At 56.6% G+C, this 19,003-nt stretch carries 16 protein-coding genes; 2 read left to right on the top strand and 14 right to left on the bottom strand.

Going from position 1 to position 19,003, the window contains the following annotated elements:
- Window positions 1–83: 83 nt before the first annotated feature.
- Genes bhcC through bhcA form a run of 3 tightly spaced genes read right to left on the bottom strand, consistent with a single transcriptional unit; the run spans window position 84 to window position 3,403 of the window.
- The gene (gene bhcC / locus QEZ52_RS02980) at window positions 84–1,244 is read right to left on the bottom strand and encodes a 3-hydroxy-D-aspartate aldolase BhcC (RefSeq protein ID WP_406647855.1); all 1,161 of its coding nucleotides are present in this window, start codon (window positions 1,242–1,244) and stop codon (window positions 84–86) included.
- The gene (gene bhcB, locus QEZ52_RS02975) at window positions 1,245–2,213 is read right to left on the bottom strand and encodes a beta-hydroxyaspartate dehydratase BhcB (protein WP_406647854.1); all 969 of its coding nucleotides are present in this window, start codon (window positions 2,211–2,213) and stop codon (window positions 1,245–1,247) included.
- The gene (gene bhcA / locus QEZ52_RS02970; protein WP_406647852.1) at window positions 2,213–3,403 is read right to left on the bottom strand and encodes an L-aspartate--glyoxylate aminotransferase BhcA; all 1,191 of its coding nucleotides are present in this window, start codon (window positions 3,401–3,403) and stop codon (window positions 2,213–2,215) included. Before bhcA ends, bhcB begins: the two co-directional genes overlap by 1 nt.
- A gap of 197 nt (window positions 3,404–3,600) precedes the next feature.
- On the opposite strand from bhcA, the gene bhcR reads away from it, so the two are divergent.
- Window positions 3,601–4,437 (top strand): HTH-type transcriptional regulator BhcR, encoded by an 837-nt coding sequence (bhcR, locus tag QEZ52_RS02965; protein WP_406647850.1) that lies wholly within the window; start codon window positions 3,601–3,603, stop codon window positions 4,435–4,437.
- A gap of 161 nt (window positions 4,438–4,598) precedes the next feature.
- Here the strand turns inward: bhcR and QEZ52_RS02960 are convergent, their stop codons facing one another.
- The 11 genes from QEZ52_RS02960 to QEZ52_RS02910 all read right to left on the bottom strand — a co-directional run bounded on the left by QEZ52_RS02960 (window position 4,599) and on the right by QEZ52_RS02910 (window position 17,736).
- Window positions 4,599–5,699 carry a flagellar basal body P-ring protein FlgI gene (locus QEZ52_RS02960; protein ID WP_406647849.1) on the bottom strand — a complete coding sequence of 367 codons (1,101 nt, stop codon included), beginning with the start codon at window positions 5,697–5,699 and terminating at the stop codon, window positions 4,599–4,601.
- Complete coding sequence (locus QEZ52_RS02955; protein WP_406647848.1) at window positions 5,699–6,703, bottom strand: flagellin; 1,005 nt, start codon at window positions 6,701–6,703, stop codon at window positions 5,699–5,701. Before QEZ52_RS02955 ends, QEZ52_RS02960 begins: the two co-directional genes overlap by 1 nt.
- A gap of 3 nt (window positions 6,704–6,706) precedes the next feature.
- On the bottom strand, window positions 6,707–8,158 hold the full coding sequence (gene flgK, locus QEZ52_RS02950) for a flagellar hook-associated protein FlgK (RefSeq protein WP_406647846.1): 1,452 nt from the start codon (window positions 8,156–8,158) through the stop codon (window positions 6,707–6,709).
- A 34-nt stretch (window positions 8,159–8,192) separates the two neighbouring features.
- Entirely contained in the window at window positions 8,193–9,494 is a 1,302-nt protein-coding gene (locus QEZ52_RS02945) for a flagellar hook protein FlgE (protein ID WP_406647845.1), read from the bottom strand.
- A gap of 113 nt (window positions 9,495–9,607) precedes the next feature.
- Window positions 9,608–10,444 carry a flagellar motor protein MotB gene (locus tag QEZ52_RS02940; protein WP_406647844.1) on the bottom strand — a complete coding sequence of 279 codons (837 nt, stop codon included), beginning with the start codon at window positions 10,442–10,444 and terminating at the stop codon, window positions 9,608–9,610.
- Between the two features lie 138 nt (window positions 10,445–10,582).
- Window positions 10,583–12,205: a long-chain-fatty-acid--CoA ligase gene (locus QEZ52_RS02935; protein WP_406647843.1), complete on the bottom strand. Its 1,623-nt coding sequence runs from the start codon at window positions 12,203–12,205 to the stop codon at window positions 10,583–10,585.
- A 46-nt stretch (window positions 12,206–12,251) separates the two neighbouring features.
- The gene (locus tag QEZ52_RS02930) at window positions 12,252–13,856 is read right to left on the bottom strand and encodes a GMC family oxidoreductase (RefSeq protein WP_406647841.1); all 1,605 of its coding nucleotides are present in this window, start codon (window positions 13,854–13,856) and stop codon (window positions 12,252–12,254) included.
- Between the two features lie 87 nt (window positions 13,857–13,943).
- Window positions 13,944–15,200 (bottom strand): organoarsenical effux MFS transporter ArsJ, encoded by a 1,257-nt coding sequence (gene arsJ, locus QEZ52_RS02925; protein ID WP_406647839.1) that lies wholly within the window; start codon window positions 15,198–15,200, stop codon window positions 13,944–13,946.
- 181 nt (window positions 15,201–15,381) lie between these two features.
- The gene (locus tag QEZ52_RS02920; RefSeq protein WP_406647837.1) at window positions 15,382–16,380 is read right to left on the bottom strand and encodes an ArsJ-associated glyceraldehyde-3-phosphate dehydrogenase; all 999 of its coding nucleotides are present in this window, start codon (window positions 16,378–16,380) and stop codon (window positions 15,382–15,384) included.
- 4 nt (window positions 16,381–16,384) lie between these two features.
- Window positions 16,385–17,200: a helix-turn-helix domain-containing protein gene (locus tag QEZ52_RS02915; protein ID WP_406647836.1), complete on the bottom strand. Its 816-nt coding sequence runs from the start codon at window positions 17,198–17,200 to the stop codon at window positions 16,385–16,387.
- Between the two features lie 86 nt (window positions 17,201–17,286).
- Window positions 17,287–17,736, bottom strand: coding sequence for an Lrp/AsnC family transcriptional regulator (locus QEZ52_RS02910; protein WP_406647835.1), 450 nt, complete (start codon window positions 17,734–17,736; stop codon window positions 17,287–17,289).
- A 114-nt stretch (window positions 17,737–17,850) separates the two neighbouring features.
- On the opposite strand from QEZ52_RS02910, the gene QEZ52_RS02905 reads away from it, so the two are divergent.
- Window positions 17,851–19,002: an amidohydrolase gene (locus QEZ52_RS02905; RefSeq protein ID WP_406647834.1), complete on the top strand. Its 1,152-nt coding sequence runs from the start codon at window positions 17,851–17,853 to the stop codon at window positions 19,000–19,002.
- The last annotated feature ends 1 nt before the right edge of the window (window position 19,003 follow it).

Here is a 19,003-nt window from a genome sequence, read left to right as displayed (position 1 = left end):
CACTCGGGTTGATCCAAGGCACTGACCTGCAGCTTCTTTCTGGTAAAAAATACCTCCGCCGGAGGCACCGCGCGTCAGCGCGGTCAATAGGCCTTTCCGCGTGCCGAAACCGGCCACAACGTTTCGACTTTGCCGCCGCGCACACCCACATACCAATCGTGTACGTTACAGGTCGGATCGCAATGCCCAGGCACCAGTCTCAGCTTGTCATTGACCGACAGAACGCCTTGTGGATCACCGACAACACCATGCTCATCCGAACATTTCAGATATTCCACATCATCGCGCCCAAAAATGACAGGCAGACCACTGTCCATAGACTGTGCCTTGAGACCGGCATCCACAATTGCCTTGTCCGCCTTGGCATGGCTCATCACCGAGGTCAGGATGAACAACGCATTTTCCCATTCCCCCTGATCAATCCTCTGGCCTTGGCTGTCCAGAATTCGACCATAATCAGCATCCATGAACGCATAGGATCCGCATTGAAGCTCATTGAAGACACCGGAATTACTCTCAAAGTAATACGATCCCGTGCCGCCTCCCGATACCAGCTCAGGCTCCAACCCGGCCGTCTTCAACGCCGCGACTGCCTCTTTGACCTGGGCAATGGCGAGGTCCAGTTTGGTCTTGCGATCAGCATAGCTATCCATGTGCTGCATGGCACCTTGATAGGCCTGAACACCGGTGAATTTCAGCGCCTCCGCGGTATCAGCTGCCTGGGCAATCTGGACGACGGCCTCGGCAGTGGTTACGCCACATCGGCCCGCCCCACAGTCGATTTCGACAAAGACTTCCAGTTCGGTGCCGTGCGACTTCGCCGCCGCTGACAGATCAGCAATATTGTCGATGTCATCCACGCAGACAATGATCCGTGCCCCCAGCTTGGGCAACTGCGCCAGCCGATCGATCTTGATCGGGTCGCGCACCTGGTTTGACACCAACACATCCTTGATCCCACCCCGCGCGAACACTTCGGCTTCGCTCACCTTTTGACAACAAACACCCACTGCGCCGCCCAGCTTTTCCTGAAGTTTGGCCACATCTACCGATTTGTGCATCTTGCCGTGCACCCGATGGCGCATTCCGTGCTCACGCGCATAGTTGCCCATTTTGCTGATGTTGCGTTCCAACGCATCCAAATCCAGGATCAGACAGGGTGTCTGGATGTCTGCTTCGTCCATGCCGGGCAAGGCAGGAACGTCAAAACCCACTTCCAACTCGGCGATATCTACGTGTTTCATCTATCCCTCCATCCAGGGCAGCTTGCCCAAATCTACATTCCCGCCAGTCACGATCACCCCGACCCGCTTGCCCCGGAACAGCTCCGGGTGTTTCAGCACACAGGCCAAAGGCACCGCCGATGACGGCTCGGCCACGATTTTCATGCGCGCCCACATAAGGCGCATGGCATCAACGATTTCCTGTTCGGTAACTGTCAGAATGTCGCTCACATGGGTGCTGACAAAATGCCAGGTCAGCTCCTTGAGAGGCACTTTGAGCCCATCTGCCACGGTCACAGGCGCATCATCCGCTATGATATGTCCCGCCCGAAATGAACGCGCCGCATCGTCTGCCTGTTCGGGCTCTGCCGCAAATATTTCGATCTCCGGGGCGAGATTGGACAGTGTCAGGCAGGTTCCGGAAATCATCCCTCCGCCGCCAATAGGTGCGATCACCGCATCCAATCTCGCAACCTGTTCCAACAGCTCGGCGGAACAGGTTGCCTGTCCTGCAATCACGCGAGGGTCGTTATAGGGGTGTACAAAATCCGCACCAGTCCGGGCCTGGACGTCAGCGAACACCGCTTCTCGTGATGATGTGGATGGCGCGCATTCGGTTATCTCACCACCATAGCCGACAACCGCGTCCTTTTTGGCCTGAGGTGCCGTGCGCGGCATCACCACGTGACAGGGAATCCCCCGCCGACCCGCCGCATAGCTGAGGCTGAGCGCGTGGTTGCCGCTGGAATGTGTGGCAACGCCCCGCGCCGCCTCTGCTTCGGTCAGACCAAACACCGCATTGCAGGCACCGCGCACTTTGAACGCCGCCGCCTTTTGAAAGTTCTCGCACTTAAAGAACAGTTCGGCTCCGGTCAGATCATTGATAAAGGATGAGGTGAGAACAGGCGTCACATGTACATGTGGCTTAATCCGTTCCCGGGCAGTTTGCATATCCTCGATTGTAGGAATGATCATTGGTGCATCCTTCATCACGCGGCGGCCCGGACCGGGTGCGCGGCGGTGGCCCGATAGACCTCTTGCGCAGCCGCAACCCCTGATCCCAATTGGATGTCCAGCCCCAGATCAGCCATGCACATTTCAGCCGTCGCAATTCCCGACAAAGCCATGACGTCGGTGAGCATCCCCAGGTGTCCAATACGAAAGACCTTCCCCGCCACATCGCCCAGGCCGACGCCAAAGGCGACGCCATAGGTGTCGGCCGCGTGGGTCACGATATTGGTGGCATTGAACCCATCGGGCGTGCAGATGGCGCTGACGCTGTCCGAGTAGAGATCGGGGGATGCCGCACACAAGCGCAGACCCCAAGCATGGACCGCGGCCCGGATCCCATCAGCAATCCGCCGGTGACGGGCAAAGACGTTCTCCAGTCCCTCGGCTTTCAACATGCCACAGCTTTGGTTCAGCCCATTCAACAACCCCACAGCGGGGGTGTAAGGATAGCCATTGGCAGCATAGGACTTTCCCATGTCTCGAATGTCAAAAAACGTCCGTGGCAACGTCGCCGTTTCAACCGCCTGCATGGCCTTTGGCGAGAACCCGACAATGGCCAACCCGGCTGGCAGCATGAATCCCTTTTGTGACCCTGTGACAGCGACATCAACGCCCCAGTCATCCATCCGGAAATCCATCGACGCGATCGAACTAACCCCATCGACATACAACATGGCCGGGTGGTTGGCAGCATCCAACGCAGCACGGATGGCCGCAATATCGGATTTCACCCCCGTTGCCGTTTCATTGTGCGTCGCCAGCACCACCTTGATCTCATGGCTTGTGTCAGCCGTCAGGATTTCACAGAATCTGTCCGCCGGAATGCCTTCGCCCCATGGCGTCTCGACAACCTGCAATACGAGCCCATGCCGTTGGCACATATCAATCCATCGGTGGCTGAACATACCATTGCGGGCTGCCAGCACCTTGTCACCCGGGCTGAGCGTATTGGTCAGAGCAGTTTCCCACCCCCCTGTGCCAGTCGAGGGAAAGAAGAAGATCTCAGCGGTCGCACTCTTTAGGACGTGCTTCACGCCCTCGCGCGCCGGATGAAGTATTTCGGCAAACAGCGACGACCGGTGATCCAAGGTCGGCATATCTACGGCCCGACGCAATGCTTCTGGCATATTGGTCGGTCCGGGAATGAAAACCGGGTTCTGAAAGCTCATCTTTCTGCCCTCCTGTGCAGGTGTCACACAGAACCTGACAGGTAGACTTCACAGTGGCAATTTTTTTGAAAAAGATTTTCATAATATGAATTTTTGCATTTAACTGTTTATTTTCTGATGGTTGGATTTTTTCATTGATAGAAATAATATTTCATGACAATGTTCGCCATTGTAGTTGAGAACCGAAAGATATGTTCATGTCCTCTTCTAGCCGCCAACGCGGGCGCCCCAAGGCGTTTCATGATCAATCTGAAAAAAACCGCATCCAATCCCTGGATCGGGCGCTGGATGTGCTTGAACAACTGGCCCATGGCAACGGACAGACGTTGACAGAAATAGCCACCGCGTTGGATCAGTCGCCTGCAACGATCTATCGCATCCTGACCACTTTGGAGTTGCGCGGTGCCGCCGAAATGGATGCCGGTGACCAGACGTGGCATATTGGGGCTACAACCTTTCGACTGGGATCTGCATTCCTGCGCAAAACCAGCGTTGTAGAACGGGCCCGCCCCGTGATGCGCGCGCTGATGGAGGAGACAGGTGAAACCGCGAATTTGGGGATAGAAAAAGGCAGCGAAGTCTTGTTCCTTTCCCAAGTCGAGACCCACTTTTCGATCCGGGCCTTTTTCCCGCCGGGCACATTATCTCCGCTCCATGCCTCCGGGATTGGCAAGGCGCTCTTGGCTTGCGCTCCCGAAAACCGCATTGATTCACTCGTTAAACGTGGCTTGTCCAATTTCACGCCTCATACTCTGACCACAGAACATGCCTTGCGCCGGGACCTGTCGGACATCCGAACCCGCGGGTATGCCGTAGATGATGAAGAGCGCACCGAAGGCATGCGATGCATCGCGGCCCCCATATTGAATGTCTATGGTGAGGCTGTGGCTGGGATATCGGTCTCGGGACCCACACACCGGGTCACCAAGCCCATGATCGCGGATTTTGGTGCTCGGGTGCGGGATGCCGCAGAATCCTTGTCGCAATCCATCGGCGGCCCGCGTTTGGGGCTCCGAAGCCTGTTATCCGGTTAGACCCGTCAGCCCAAACTTTGGACCCGACGAGATCCTGCCCGACTGTGACAGGCGATCACCGACCGCTCCCCGGTGGGCCCTTCCTCAAATCGGCGTCCCTGAGCTGCACCCCAACTGGCCTGTCAATTCGTTCATCTACAAGACCGAATTCATGGCCTGCCTTACCGAACTATAAACTCGGCATGCAACGCACCTGCAGCTTTCAAGCTTTTCAGGATGTCGATCATGTCCCGCGGAGATACCCCCAAGGCGTTCAATCCGGAGACAACCTGGGACAGGCTGGTGCTTTCTGGAACTTCTGCCAAAGCGATTCCTTCTTCCTCATCAAGCGCGACACCGGTTCTCGGCACGACAACGGTTCGTCCTTCCGCAAACGGATTGGGCTGTACGACGACTGGCGCTTCTTCGACCCGCAATGTCAGGTTTCCTTGAGAGACTGCCACCCGCGACAATTGTACATCTGCGCCCATGACAATCGTGCCGGATCGTTGATCAACCACAACTCTGGCTTTCCGCTCTGGCTGAACCAGGATGTTCTCGATCCTCCCGATGGCATGCGCCGGAGAAATTTCCCGAGTGGCATTGATATCCAATTCGACCGTCCCGGAATCCCGCATAATGGCAATGCTCCGGCCGAACTCACCATTGACCGCACGTTCAATGCGTCCAGCGGTGGTAAAATCCGGATCACGAAGCGCCAATCGCAGTGTGGTCAGAGACGAAAGGTCAAATTCGATTTCACGTTCCACCCGTGCACCAGACGGGATCACCCCGGCGGTAGGTACACCCTGGGTAATCGTCGCTGCATCCCCTTCTGCTACAGCGCCACCAGCAAGAATGGTTCCCTGGGCGACCGCGTATATTTGACCATCTGCCGCATTCAATGGCGTCATGATCAATGTGCCGCCCAACAAACTCTTTGAATCCCCGATCGCAGAAACCGTAACGTCAATCTGACCACCCACTCTGGAAAAAGGAGGCAGCGTGGCGGTGACAAAAACAGCAGCCACATTTTTCGGCCGGAACTGTTCGCCCGTCACATTAACACCAAGGCGTTCCAGAATGTTGGACATGATTTCTTCGGTAAAGGGCGCATTCCGCAGCCCGTCCCCGGTTCCGTTCAACCCGACGACCAACCCGTATCCCACCAGATCGTTGCCCCGGACGCCATCAAATTCCACAAGATCCTTGAGCCGGATCGGAGCCGCATACAGGAACGCCGGCGCGACCAACAAGAATACCAAGATGCTAAGAAATTTCATCACAAATAGCTCAACAATGACAGACGGGACGAGCGCGCCGTAACAGAATAGAGGCTTTCGAGCTGAAATTGAGTTTCCTGCAATTTGACGGCAGTCTCGTAGGGGTCCGCTGCCAGGAGCTGATTGCGTGCAAATTCCAGGCTGGTCTGTGCGGCTGTATTTCTGGTGTTCACCTCTTCGATCCGCGCCTCGGCAAATCCTAGATCAGCCCGGACTGCTGTTATGTGGCCTTCGCTGTTCATGGAATCATCTAGCGCGCGGTGGATCAGACCAGTCTGGACCGAACTGGAAAACCCCAAGTCGGCTTCCATTGCCAACACCGGCAATACCAAAGTCTGCAAGATCTCGCGAAACTCGGCGTCATCCGCTTTGATCGACATTGTGACGCTTTCATTGGCCCCGATCTGCATGGCAGCCAACGGTTGATCCGACCCTTGATACATCATGGCATCAAATCCGCTTGGGTCGGAAAACCAATCCTGCACAGCCTGACGTATATCCGTCGTTGTTGTTAGACCGGCAACCTCGGCTTTCAGCTCAGCCAACAGGGTTTCGGTATCCTGCAAGGGCGGTTGATCCGTTGCCGTCCCCGAAAACAACCGACGACCACCGATTGACCCGTTCAATGTGGCAATTGCCTTTTCCAGGCCAGACCTTGCCTCAAGCGCCGCATGTTCCCGTGCCGAAGGTTGCGTGCTTTGTCTGGTGGTTGCCAACGTTGCTGAAAACCCGGACATCAGATCCTGTAGCTGTTCCAGATGCTGTTGTGCAGCCCCGGTAAACAGCGCCGCTTCGGACGCCGCAAGCCCATAGCTGTTGAGCAGAGATACATTCCGTTCGATATCGGACAGATACGAAAAATCGCCCCCCGTTCGAGAACCGGCATCTGTGATCTGCCCAGTCGCCAGTTCTTCGGTCAGTGTTGATATCTGTGCCTTGAGGCTGGTGCTTTGCGTACGCAACATCAGACTGTGTGCAAGATCGCCTATTGAAGTCATGTTCATTGGTTACAGCCTCAGCAAAGTTTCCATCAGTTCATCTACGGTTTGCAACATCCGTGCGTTGGCGGCGTAAGCCTTTTCGACCAACATCAGGTTCTGCAGTTCGGCGTCCGTATCCACGCCCTGCTCCTGTTCTATCCGTTGGGTTTCAGTCAGCAGAACAGAGGCATACCCGAGCGACTGTTCTGCACGGCCATCCAACGAAGCAAAATGAGAGAGCAAACTGTTCGCCACAGCGTCTGCGCTCATGGAACCTGGCCCCAACAGCATGGACCCCATGAGACGAGGCGCATCCAGAGCAGCACCAAACGCCTGAAGCAACCGTGCCTCACCTGGATCTCCCGGGTCGCTCGCGCCCAAACCCGCGCGCAGGCGCCAGCTTTCTCCGCCTTGTGTCGGATCCACAGCCGCATTCACCGAAATCCGATTGGAAATCCCAACCTCGTTTGCAGGATCAAACGCCGCTCCATCATCTGTAAACAAACCCGCTGCCCCGACCGAAACGGTGGAATCCAGCGCTGCGTCCTGGAAACGTTCGACCAAATCCCGGGCCGCCGCGTCCAAAGCGTCCTGAGCCGACACTGCCAACTCATCTCGAATTTCGAATTGAGCAGCCAGAGTACCCCCGCGAATTGCTCCGCGCAGATTGTCGGTACGAACAGGGCGTTCATTGATTTCCAAACCAGACAACAACCCGTTGTCGACCGACATATGCGGCATCGTATCCCGCGTCGCGGTGAACTTTAACTCGGCGGCTTGACCATCCAACAGGATGGCCCCTCCATCCGAATACAATGCAACCTGGCCAAAATCTCGGGCAACCACTTTGACAGGAACCATGACGTTGATGTTATCAATCAACATGTCGCGTTGATCCATCAATGCGGCGGCATCATTTCCACCGGATTGCGCGGCCGTAATTCGAACGTTCAGCTTCTGAACTTCGGCAAGGGCTGTGTTCAACTTGTCCACTTGGGTTGCGATGGATTGGTCAGCCTGTGTACGCATATTGCGCAACCCCTCGGCTGCATCCGAAAGAGACGAAGCGAGATCATGTGCCTGCGCGACTGCCTGATCCAGGCGTTGCGGTGAATGTGGCAGTGACGCCGCTTCGATGAGCGCCCCATCGAAAGCAGCAAGGCGGCTGCCGATGGAAGTCGCAGATGTCGGGTCTCCGACCAATGTTGCCATCCGGTCAAAGAACTGTGCCTGTGCCGTCGCGCCGCCAAGCTCCGCTTCAGCACCCCTTCGGGATGATACGACGGCGGGATCAACATTGCGCACCACCCCGGCGACGCGAACGCCGGGGAACAAATCGCCCTGCGACACCAGTTCGGTTGTTCGCCGCGCATACCCCGGCGTCAACGCATTGGCCAAATTGTCGGAGATGGTCAATGCAGACCGACGCGCGGCTGAAAGACCGCTCAACGCAGTATTGAATGTCGATGTGATACTCATCCCGAGCCCTCCCCGAAATCAGGCGCGAACCCGATTACCGCTTGATATTGGTGGTTTCCTGCAGCATTTCATCGACGGTCTGAATGACCTTCGCGTTCGAGGAATAGGCCCGCTGTGTCTGGATCATGGCGGTCAGTTCCCCCGCGACATCGACGGCAGACTCTTCGCGTGCGTAGGATACGATATCCCCGGTCGGTCCTTCACCCGCGTCCCAAAGGAAGAATGTCCCGCTGTCGGTCGATGGCATATAGGTCTGCTGATCCAACGCCACCATCCCGTTGGGATTGGGCATGTCGATTAGGGGCACCTTGTAGATCGTCCGGGTTATGCCTGTGTCAAAATTGGCGTGCACAAACCCGTTGGCGTCAACTTCGACACCAATCATGTTGCCCACTGGCGACCCATCCTTGGTGATGGAAACTGGTGCAAAGCTGTCGGACAGTTGGGTGATCCCGTCACTTTCCCCGATCTGACCGATATTGATCTCCATCGGTCCACCCGCGACGTTGACCAACATCGTCCCAGAGGTCGCATCATAGGCCCCGCCCGAGACCGTCGTGACCGACGCCAATGTCCCACCCGAAGTTCGGGAGTCATCAAACGTCAGTGTATATTCACCGACAACGGTGCCTGGCGATGCCGTATCGCGCAAAGTCATAGTCCAGGTATTGGACGAACCCGTCGCGGGAATCGTTGGCGCAAATTCGACTTGAATGTTCTCGGATCGGCCCAGGTTGTCAAAATACTCGACCGATAGCTCCTGCGCCACTCCCGCGGAACCCGCTTCGGTATCAGTTGCTGGCAGGTTCACTCCCAAAGTCATGCGTGTCGTGGGCTCGCCCGAAAACTGGTTCACGTTGATCTGAATGGGTTCCAACCCATCTGACGTGTCCCGTGGAAACGGCGGAATGGTTCCATCGGCCTGCGCAGGCCACCCCATCAGCACCAGACCGGATTCCGAAGTCAGAAACCCGTCGGAATTGGTTCGAAACGATCCGGTTGTGGTCAGCAACATCTGGGGGGATCCATTCCCGCTGTTGACGTCGCTCAACGTCGCGACAGGCAGCAACCCACGTCCACGAACCGCCAAATCGGTCGCGTTCGACGTGGACACCAACGACCCGCTTTCGCTGATCAGTCGCTGTGTCGTTGCACGGGTCCCGCCGGCAGAATACGACCCACCGCTGGATGACATGACAAGTGAATGGAAATCTGTCTGAACGCGTTTGTACCCATAGGTTGACGAATTCGCGATATTGTCTGAAATCGAAGCCAATCGGGAAGCATTTGCGGACAAGCCCGAAATACCCGCGTTCAGCGAAGAAGAAATGGTCATGGACACGCCTTTCTGCTGCATCATTAAATCTTGATGCAACAGCTAGCGTGCGACCGCTTAATACGGAGCTAACAGATAAAATCCTTTGTAATTGCCAGCGCCAAAGCACTGATTCAATTGCGTAACAAAGTGATTTCGATACGATTGTTCCGGGTCGCCATCGGGTTGTTCACTGCGGGCTTGCGATCAGCATGTCCCGTCACCCGATGAATTCTTCGCGTCTGGACCCCGTTAGATTCGAGAAGCTCACGGGTCTTCCCAGCCCTGGTAGTAGACAATGCCCAAACCGGGTTTTCTGCGAGAACCACAGGATGGGATTGCGTGAAACCATTGACCGCAATTGCATTGGTCACCCTTTGCGACAATTGCGCAACCACACGCGTCAGCGACTGATACAACTCAGTCGGCCTGGAGGTATCCTTGTGGAACAGCCGGGCATCATCGGTGTCAAACAATTCGATAATCAACCCTTCGTCCGTCACACGCGTCACAATGTGTTTGGCCATCTCGGTGCTGATCAGGCTTTCGCCTCCGCGCCCCTGCAGGGCCTCTTCAATGGTCTTGAGGTCCTTTTCAAGCGCGAGTTCCTGCCCCTCGCGCAACACGCCAAACTGCCCCTGAGATTGGTTCGACACTGTTGGATTGCGATCGGACGCCCCGGTCCCCATCTGGGTCTGGATGTCCTCAGCAAACGGGCTGGTTCCACCAAAGGCACCGTCCCCGCCTGCCGATGTTCGACTGATCGGTATGTCCGGCGAAAAATAGTCCGCCAGACCTTTTCTTTGTTTTTCCGTCGTTGCGTTCAACAGCCACATCAACATGAAGAATGCCATCATGGCCGTCACAAAGTCCGCATAAGCGACTTTCCACGCGCCACCATGGTGACCATCGCCACCACTGACCTTTTTCCTCTTGATGATGATGGGCGCCGCATTGCTTTGCGCGCTCATACTCCACCACCTTTATATTCACCCAGGATCAGGGATATCAGCGGCGGTGTTAAACAGGGCTTAACAGATAAACTTGTCAGAAACTAAGGGGCGGCGCGGACAGGCATCAGCCGAACGGAACCAATCCGCACCGTTTGATCACGCTTTGACTAGAACATCCCCGAACTGTTCGCGCAACTTGTTCTTGAGCACTTTTCCGGTCCCCCCAAGCGGTAGTTCGGACACAAAAATCACCTTGTCCGGAACCTGCCAACTGGCGACTTTCCCGTCATATATGGCAAGAACCTCTGCCTCACTGACCTCTTCTCCGGCCGCCTTGACCGCAATAATCACAGGGCGTTCGTCCCATTTCGGGTGTTTTGCAGCAATCGCGGCCGCGTTGGCGATCTTGGGGTGGCCAACGGCGATGTCTTCCAATTCAACGGTCGATATCCATTCACCTCCTGACTTGATGATGTCCTTGGACCGATCACGGATAATCAGATACCCATCGGCGTCAATCGTGGCCACATCACCCGTGTCAAACCAGCCATCATCGGTCAAAGCGCTGTTTTCGGACTTGAAATAGGTATCGACAATCCAATGGCCCCGGATCTGTAGATTGCCCTGGGTTTCGCCATCTTCCGGCAGGGTCGTACCGGCATCATCTACCAGTCGCAGCTCGACTCCATAGGGCGGACGTCCCTGACCTTCGCGGATCGCGCTCCGTTCCGCCACGCTCAGATCATCGTGTTTCTGCAGCAACTGGTTCAATGTGCCCAACGGGCTGGTTTCCGTCATTCCCCAGGCGTGGATCAGCTCGACCCCGTATTTGTCGCGGAAGGTCGGAATCATCACGGTCGGCAACGCGGAACCACCGACAATCGTGCGTTCCAGGCTTTCGGCCTTGGACCCGGTCTCCTCCAGTCCCTGTAGAAGTCCCATCCAGATGGTCGGAACGCCTAGCGACACAGTAACCTGTTCGGAATCGATCAGATTTGCCAGGCTGACCCCATCCAGATGCGGACCCGGCAGGACAACTTTGCAGCCGACAGCTGCCGCAACATAGGGTGCACCCCAGGCATTGGCGTGGAACATCGGCACAACCATCATCACGGTGTCGCGCGCAGCCAGCCCCAAGCCATCAGGTTGGTTGCCGCCCAATGTATGCAGGACATTGGTTCGGTGGGTGTATTGCACGCCTTTGGGGTGGCCTGTTGTGCCGGACGTATAACACAGGCTGGACGGCAGATTTTCGTCAATCTCGGGCCAGATGCAATCATCAGGTTCGCCCGCAAGCAGTTCATCGTAAAACAATAACCCGTCGATCTGCTGGGCCGCTGTATCATCCCGTGCCCCCATCAGGATCACATGACGCAGATTGGGTAAATGCGGCCTGAGCTTGGCCACCGCTGGAACAAAGGTCGCGTCAATAAACAACACCTTATCTTCGGCATGATTGATGATGTAAATCAGCTGTTCGGGAAACAGGCGTGGATTGATCGTGTGACAAATGAAGCCGCCGCCAGCGACGCCAAAATAGATTTCCAGATGGCGCCGATTGTTCCAGGCAATCGTCGCTGCACAATCCTCCTGCGCTAACCCCAGTCGTTTCAGCGCCGACGCCAATTTACGCGCATTCGCTTCGACTTCGCCCCAGTTGGAGTGGACCGTTTCACCAGATGTTTCGACCGACGTCACCGTCGTATCTCCATGATAGCGACCGGCATGTTCCAATAGCGAACTGATCGTCAGCTGTTTGTGCATCATCTTGCCAAGCATGTATTGTCTCTCCCCTTTGTTATTGTGCGCCTGGTTTTCTACCAAGTCAGGTTCCCCGGATCAGGTCTGCTGCCTTTTCGGCAATCATGATCGTCGGCGCATTTGTATTTCCCCCGACCAGGCGAGGCATGACTGACGCATCAACCACGCGCAGCCCATCCATTCCACGCACCCGCAATTTAGGATCGACAACAGCCATGTCGTCGCGCCCCATTTTGCAGGTTCCGACAGGATGATAGATCGTATCGGCCCGTTGTCGAATATGGGTTTCGAGTTCAGTATTGTCCGGTTCCCCCTTTACGAACAGCTCTTTGTGCAACCGGGATGCCAACGGCGCGGCCTGCATGATCTGGCGCGACAGGCGCACTCCTTTGACAAGGGTGTCCAGATCTCTTGGGTCGGACAAGTAGTTCGGGTCGATTTCCGGCGATGCCTGCGGGTCCGCCGAGCTTAGACCCACACGCCCGCGGGAGTGTGGGTAAAGCGCACAGGTGTGACAGCTGATCCCGTGGCCCAGATGCAGCTTGCGCGCATGGTCATCTACGATTCCGATGACGAAATGCAGCTGGATATCGGGACGTGCCAGATCGGGTGACGTTTTCAAAAATGCCGCCCCTTCGGCAAACGGGGTCGCCATCAACCCGGTACCATTGCGACGCCAGGTCAGTAGGTGACGGATCATCTGCAGCCCAGCGCCTGGTGTCAGGCCAAAAGTGTCCTTGTCTCTACTCTTGTAAGCCAGGATGAAATCCAGGTGATCCTGCAAGTTCTGCCCAACACCTGGCAGTTCATGAACCATGTCGATTCCGTGCGGTGTGATATCTTCGGGCCGCCCGACACCGGACAATTGCAGCAGCTGTGGAGAATTGAAAGCACCGCCACACAGGATCACTTCGCCGGTGGCTTCCACTTGTGCCTCTCGGCCGTTGTGTCGATAGGCAACACCTGTCGCGCGTTTGCCATCAAACAGAATACGGGTCGCATGGGCACGGGTCAGAACCGTCAGATTGGGCCGGTTCATCACGGGATGCAAAAAAGCCGCGGCCGCTGAACATCGTTCCCCATTGCGCGCCGGATCATGAAACTGAGTGACCTGGAACAGGCCGACGCCTTCTGTGTCACCTGCGTTGAATTCGCGGCGATACGGGATCTGGAGGGACTGTCCGGCCTCGACAAAGGCCTTGGAAATGGGGCGGGGGGATTTCTGATCGCTGACCTGCAGTGGCCCGGTCACACCATGCGCGTCGCCTGCGCCCCAGGCATTGTTTTCCGATTTAAGAAAATAGGGCAGCACATCATCCCAGCTCCATCCGTCACAGCCGAGATCCGCCCAGGCGTCATAATCATCGCGATGCCCGCGGACATACAACATCGCGTTTATCGCACTGGAGCCCCCCAGCGCCTTGCCGCGCGGTTGATATCCACACCGCCCGTTCAACCCGGCCTGTGGCACGGTCTGATAAGCCCAATTGTTGATTTTGGGTCGCCCCGGCAGCATCGCGATGACTGCGGCCGGCAGGCGGACCATCAATCCGTCTCCACGCCCACCCGCTTCGAGCAGGCAAACCGAAACCTTCGGGTCTTCGCTCAGCCGACTGGCCAGCGTGCACCCCGCCGAGCCACCGCCAACAATGACATAGTCAAATCGCATGTCGCCCCCCATCCCTAGGGCGACAGACGACGGGGTTTTCGAAAATCTGTCCAGCCTAACGGAACGTCATCGACTGATGGTCTGTGGTCAGGTCGCCAACCGTCGCGCACCCAGGCTGCTGAGCCCCACCATCGCGGCCGCTATACCCAGACACAGAGGCAACCCGCCCAGTTGATAGGACAGACCGGAAAGCACCGTCCCCAGCAACCGGCCAGCTGCGTTCGCCATATAATAGAACCCGACGTCCATTGTGACACGCTTGTCGCTGGTAAAGGCCAGGATCAAAAATGAATGCAGCGCCGAATTCACGGCAAAGAGCGCCCCGAACACCTGCAATCCGCCGACCAGTACCAGCGTCAACCAAAGCGTCGGTTCCCCCGCCCACCACACAAGAACAGCCAACGCTGCAGGGACAATCGCCAACATGGCTGCCCACCGCGCAGCTTCGGGGACCATCGCAGCAACACCACGTTCGCGCACGCGCAGCACCTGGGGCGTTACTGCCTGTACTGCGCCGTACAGGATGATCCACACCGCCATGAAACTGCCAATCAAAAAGAATGTCGTTCGGTTGCCGGCCTCGCTCCCGTCTGACAGTGCCGCATAAAAATAGATTGGAATGCCGACCACAAACCACACATCACGTGCCCCGAACAGGAACACCCGGGCAAAACTGAGCCAGTTCACATTTGGGTTTCTGGAAAACACCTCTTTGAACTTGGCATCCTTGCGCCTTGTCGACAGACCGCCCGGCATTCGCAAGACCACGATGACCAGGATGACCCCCAGAACAGCGGCCATCGCCAGAATTCCAGGCACAAACCCGGCCACCGCCAACAGCCCGGCACCCAGCAGAAACCCCAACCCTTTGACGGCGTTCTTGGATCCGGTCAGCAGAGCGACCCAGCGAAACAAACCGTCTCCTTCTGATGGGGCCAACAGCTTGACTGCGGATTTCGAGCTCATCTTTGCCAGATCTTTGGCAACGCCCGACGCGCCCTGGACCAACATCACAAAGATCACCGAACTTGCGACGGCCCATTTCGGATCCAGCTGCGCCAGCGCCAGCAGCGCTGCGATCTGCAAACCAAGCCCGGCATAGAGCGTCGAGGTCAACCCAAACCGCGCTGCGATCCAACCGGCGCTCAGGTTCGTTACGACTCCGGCGATTTCGTACAGGACGAACAAATAGGCCAATTGCACCGGTGAAAAACCCAGTGTGTGAAAATGCAGCAAGACCAACATGCGCAATGCGCCGTCGGTCAGCATGAAGGCCCAATAGGCGGCGGTTACGGCGATATAGGCCGAAAGGCCCTCAGGCGGCGTGGGATTATTTTCGGTCATGGTTCCAAATCAAAGAGTTGCAGGGGCAGAGGCAGAGGCAGGGTCAGACCTCTGCACGCCCCATGGAGGAACCAGGGGGGAGAACGCCCTGTGTTCCATACCTCTCGCCTCCTGCGTATCCGTTTTCACAAACGTCGGAGGCCTTGCAGATAGTCGCCCCTGCGCAAACTGTCCTCTCGGGTCAGAGGCTGTCGCCTACCATCAGGGCCACGTCTGCCAGCCGATGTGCATACCCCCATTCGTTGTCATACCAGGCGTAAATCTTTACCTGCGTACCGTTCACGACTATGGTCGACGGCGCGTCAATGATCGTCGAACGCGCGTCATTGACATAATCACAACTGACCAGCGGCCGGGTCTCATACCCCAGAATGCCTTTCAATGCACCTTCGGATGCCACCCGGAACAGCTCATTCACTTCTTCGGCAGTGGTTTCGCGCTCGGCCTCGAACACACAATCGGTCAGCGAAGCGTTCAGCAGCGGCACCCGCACAGCATGACCGTTCAGCTTGCCAGTCAGTTCCGGAAAGATCAGCATGATCGCGGTGGCCGATCCAGAGGTTGTCGGGATCAGAGAATTCATCGCTGATCGGGCCCGGCGCAGGTCCTTGGCGGGGCGATCGACGATGGTTTGCGTATTGGTCACATCGTGAATCGTGGTCATGGACCCATGTTTGATCCCTAACCCTTCGTGCAACACCTTGACCACCGGGGCCAGACAGTTGGTGGTACAGCTGGCAGCGGTTACGATCCGATGTTGCGCCGGGTTATAGATGTCTTCGTTGACCCCCATCACGATGTTCGCCGTCGGACCGTCCTTTACCGGAGCCGAAACCACGACCTTTTTTACGCCAGCGGCAAAATACGGTGCCAGTTTGGCTTCCGTCTTGAAGGCACCCGTGCAGTCGATCATCACATCCACACCATCCAGCGGCAGATCCTCCAACCCGTCGGACCGGCACACTGGGATGCGGGCACCATTGATTGTGATGCTGTCTGCGTCATGGCCGAACTCGGCATCCCAATGCCCGTGCACAGTGTCGAATTCCAACAACAAAGTGTGCATTTCCGGATCACCCATCGCGTCGTTGATGAACGCAATCTTGGCACCGCGTTCCAGAAGCGGCCGAATGGCCAGCTTGCCCATCCGGCCCATTCCGTTGATGGCATAGGTTGTCATCTTTTCAATCCTTGTCTTTGGCAAGATCGTCTACTCTGTACTGCAAGGACGATCTGTCGAGTGTTTCAAATGGCAATGCGGCAAAGGCCTGAATCCGATGGCGCAACATGGCAAAAGCATTCTGAAAGGCGAGCGCCCGTTCAGCCTCGGACCCGGAGGCAGTGACCGGGTCCGGCACCCCCCAATGGGCGCTGATCGGCTGTCCTGACCAGGGCGGGCATTCCTCGTTTGCAGATTCGTCACATACAGTGAACACAAAATCCAACTCAGGCGCATCTTTGGCCTGATAGACGTCTATATTCTGCGACCTCAGGTCACTGACATCATAGCCTTTGTTCCGAAGCAGACGCATGGCCATCGGGTTTGGCTCGGTCGCGGGGGTCACACCCGCAGAATAGACATTGAACACCTGTCCCGCTTCATGACGCAGGATCGCTTCGGCAAAAATCGAACGCGCCGAGTTTGCGCTACAGATGAACAGAACATTCAGCTTGCGGTCCGTCGGCAGGGCAAGATTACGCCCCCCCCCTATGTCGGGCCTGCCGCGCCCACAATCCAGCAGCAGGTAATCCATGATCTCTTGCACGGCTGACACCTGCGCCTTGTACAAAAGAGATGTGCCGTGCCGGGTCTGAGATATCAGCCCAATTTCTCTCAGGGCCGACAGATAGACTGAAAGCGTGCTTGGCTTGACCCCAAGCGCCGCACCGATATCACCGGCTGAAACATCATCGGGATATCTGCGCACCAACAACCTGAACACGGCCATGCGGTGTGGATGTCCCAAAGTGGTGAGGCGTTTCAGAATCTCTTTTTCCATTATTCATGGATTATTGAATTAAAGCGGCATGCGCAACCTTTTTTTGCCTCCCAAAACGTCCCACCCTGTGTGATCCTGGGTTCTCGTCAGAACACATCCAACGAAACTTTGACCCGGTCCATGGCAATCGAGGTCTTGAACCGGCTGATATTGGATTCCTCAAAGAAATAAGTTTGGGTAAACTGTTCATATTCCTTGATATTTTCAACCACGAGAACCAGAATGAAATCCGCCTCGCCCGTGGTATAATAACACTGCTGCACACATGATGCGCCACGCATTCTACGTTTGAACGCCTCCAACGACGCCAGATTTTCCCGCTCCAGGATCACCTCGACAATCACCGTCATTTCCCGGCCCAGCTTGGCCGGAGACAGAACCGCAATCTCCTTTTCGATCACCCCGGTATCGCGCAATTTCTTGAGCCGCTTTTGCACCGCAGCCTGCGATAGCCCGACGTCGAGGCTGATGGTTTCCGCGGTCAAACGTGCGTCGCCCTGGACCAATTTGAGAATCTTGTGATCTGTTTCGTCCATTGCCCTCGCGGTCCTTTCCAATGGTTCCGAATTTCGTAACAGATTATCCGAAAATGTCCGTTTTGCATCTCATAAATCTTCTAACCTCGCCGCAACGATTCAAAAGGTTTCCCGATGCCCGACCAGAGTTTTGACGCCCGGTTGCGCGATATGCGCCACGATTTTCACCGCCATCCTGAATTGGGGTTTTCCGAACACCGAACCAAGGCACAGGTGGCCCAGCGTCTGAGCGACCTGGGCCTGGAAGTCCATGAAGGTCGCGGGGTTGTCGGCATTCTGAGGGCGGGATCTGGCAACCGGGCGATTGGCCTGCGGGCAGATATGGATGCGCTGCCGATCCTGGAGACCACTGGGTTGGACTATGCTTCGACCACGCCGGGAACGATGCACGCCTGTGGCCATGACGGACACACCACAATGCTGCTGGGGGCCGCTGAGCTGCTGGCCGAGAACCCCAATTTTGACGGCACTGTCGTCTTTCTATTCCAGCCCAACGAAGAACACGGGTTGGGCGCAATCGCGATGATCGACGAAGGCGTGCTGGAGCGGTTCCCTGTCGAGGAGGTTTACGCAATTCACAACCTGCCCGGCGCTCCTGTGGGTCAAATATCAACCCGCGTGGGCCAGATCTGCGCCTCGGAAAGCCTGTTCGAAATCACGGTCACAGGCAAAGGTGGCCATGCTTCGATGCCACAGGTTGGCGTGGATGCAATTACCGTGTCGGCCGAACTGGTTACTGCGTTGCAAACCATCGTGTCGCGCAAGCTTGCACCATCAGCCGGTGCCGTGGTGTCGGTCACCGAATTCATCGCCAATGGGCAGCGCAACGTCCTGCCTGGTCAGGTCCTTCTCAAAGGCGACGCTCGGGCGCGTTTGCCACAGGACCGCGCCGACATCGAACGGTTCATGCGCCAGATCTGCAACGGTATTGCGATAGCACATGGCGTAGAGGTTCAGGTGGATTTCCGCACTGAATTCATCGAAACCATCAATGCACAGAATCCCGCTGATGCGGTCATCCGCGTCGCTGAGTCCCAGAGGTTGCCGACCTGGCCCAATCGCCCCGCCATGAGCTTCTCCGAAGATTTTGCCCATTTTGCCGCTGCAGTTCCCGGGTGTTTCCTGTTGCTCGGCAACGGCGAACAGGGGGCACATGCGCAGCCGCTGCATGCTTCGGACTATGATTTCAACGACGCGCTTTTGCCCATCGGGGCCCAGTTCTGGGCCGGATTGGTGCATGACCGCCTGCCCAAGACCAAGGACTGAT

Source organism: Aliisedimentitalea scapharcae (assembly GCF_045277565.1).
Lineage (GTDB): Bacteria > Pseudomonadota > Alphaproteobacteria > Rhodobacterales > Rhodobacteraceae > Aliisedimentitalea > Aliisedimentitalea scapharcae.
This window is presented reverse-complemented; position numbering and strand designations above follow the sequence as displayed.

Coding starts and splice junctions, on each gene's coding strand:
- bhcC (WP_406647855.1), bottom strand. CDS start 1,244: ATGAAACACGTAGATATCGCCGAGTTGGAAGTGGGTTTTGACGTTCCT.
- bhcB (WP_406647854.1), bottom strand. CDS start 2,213: ATGAAGGATGCACCAATGATCATTCCTACAATCGAGGATATGCAAACT.
- bhcA (WP_406647852.1), bottom strand. CDS start 3,403: ATGAGCTTTCAGAACCCGGTTTTCATTCCCGGACCGACCAATATGCCA.
- bhcR (WP_406647850.1), top strand. CDS start 3,601: ATGTCCTCTTCTAGCCGCCAACGCGGGCGCCCCAAGGCGTTTCATGAT.
- QEZ52_RS02960 (WP_406647849.1), bottom strand. CDS start 5,699: ATGAAATTTCTTAGCATCTTGGTATTCTTGTTGGTCGCGCCGGCGTTC.
- QEZ52_RS02955 (WP_406647848.1), bottom strand. CDS start 6,703: ATGAACATGACTTCAATAGGCGATCTTGCACACAGTCTGATGTTGCGT.
- flgK (WP_406647846.1), bottom strand. CDS start 8,158: ATGAGTATCACATCGACATTCAATACTGCGTTGAGCGGTCTTTCAGCC.
- QEZ52_RS02945 (WP_406647845.1), bottom strand. CDS start 9,494: ATGACCATTTCTTCTTCGCTGAACGCGGGTATTTCGGGCTTGTCCGCA.
- QEZ52_RS02940 (WP_406647844.1), bottom strand. CDS start 10,444: ATGAGCGCGCAAAGCAATGCGGCGCCCATCATCATCAAGAGGAAAAAG.
- QEZ52_RS02935 (WP_406647843.1), bottom strand. CDS start 12,205: ATGCTTGGCAAGATGATGCACAAACAGCTGACGATCAGTTCGCTATTG.
- QEZ52_RS02930 (WP_406647841.1), bottom strand. CDS start 13,856: ATGCGATTTGACTATGTCATTGTTGGCGGTGGCTCGGCGGGGTGCACG.
- arsJ (WP_406647839.1), bottom strand. CDS start 15,200: ATGACCGAAAATAATCCCACGCCGCCTGAGGGCCTTTCGGCCTATATC.
- QEZ52_RS02920 (WP_406647837.1), bottom strand. CDS start 16,380: ATGACAACCTATGCCATCAACGGAATGGGCCGGATGGGCAAGCTGGCC.
- QEZ52_RS02915 (WP_406647836.1), bottom strand. CDS start 17,200: ATGGAAAAAGAGATTCTGAAACGCCTCACCACTTTGGGACATCCACAC.
- QEZ52_RS02910 (WP_406647835.1), bottom strand. CDS start 17,736: ATGGACGAAACAGATCACAAGATTCTCAAATTGGTCCAGGGCGACGCA.
- QEZ52_RS02905 (WP_406647834.1), top strand. CDS start 17,851: ATGCCCGACCAGAGTTTTGACGCCCGGTTGCGCGATATGCGCCACGAT.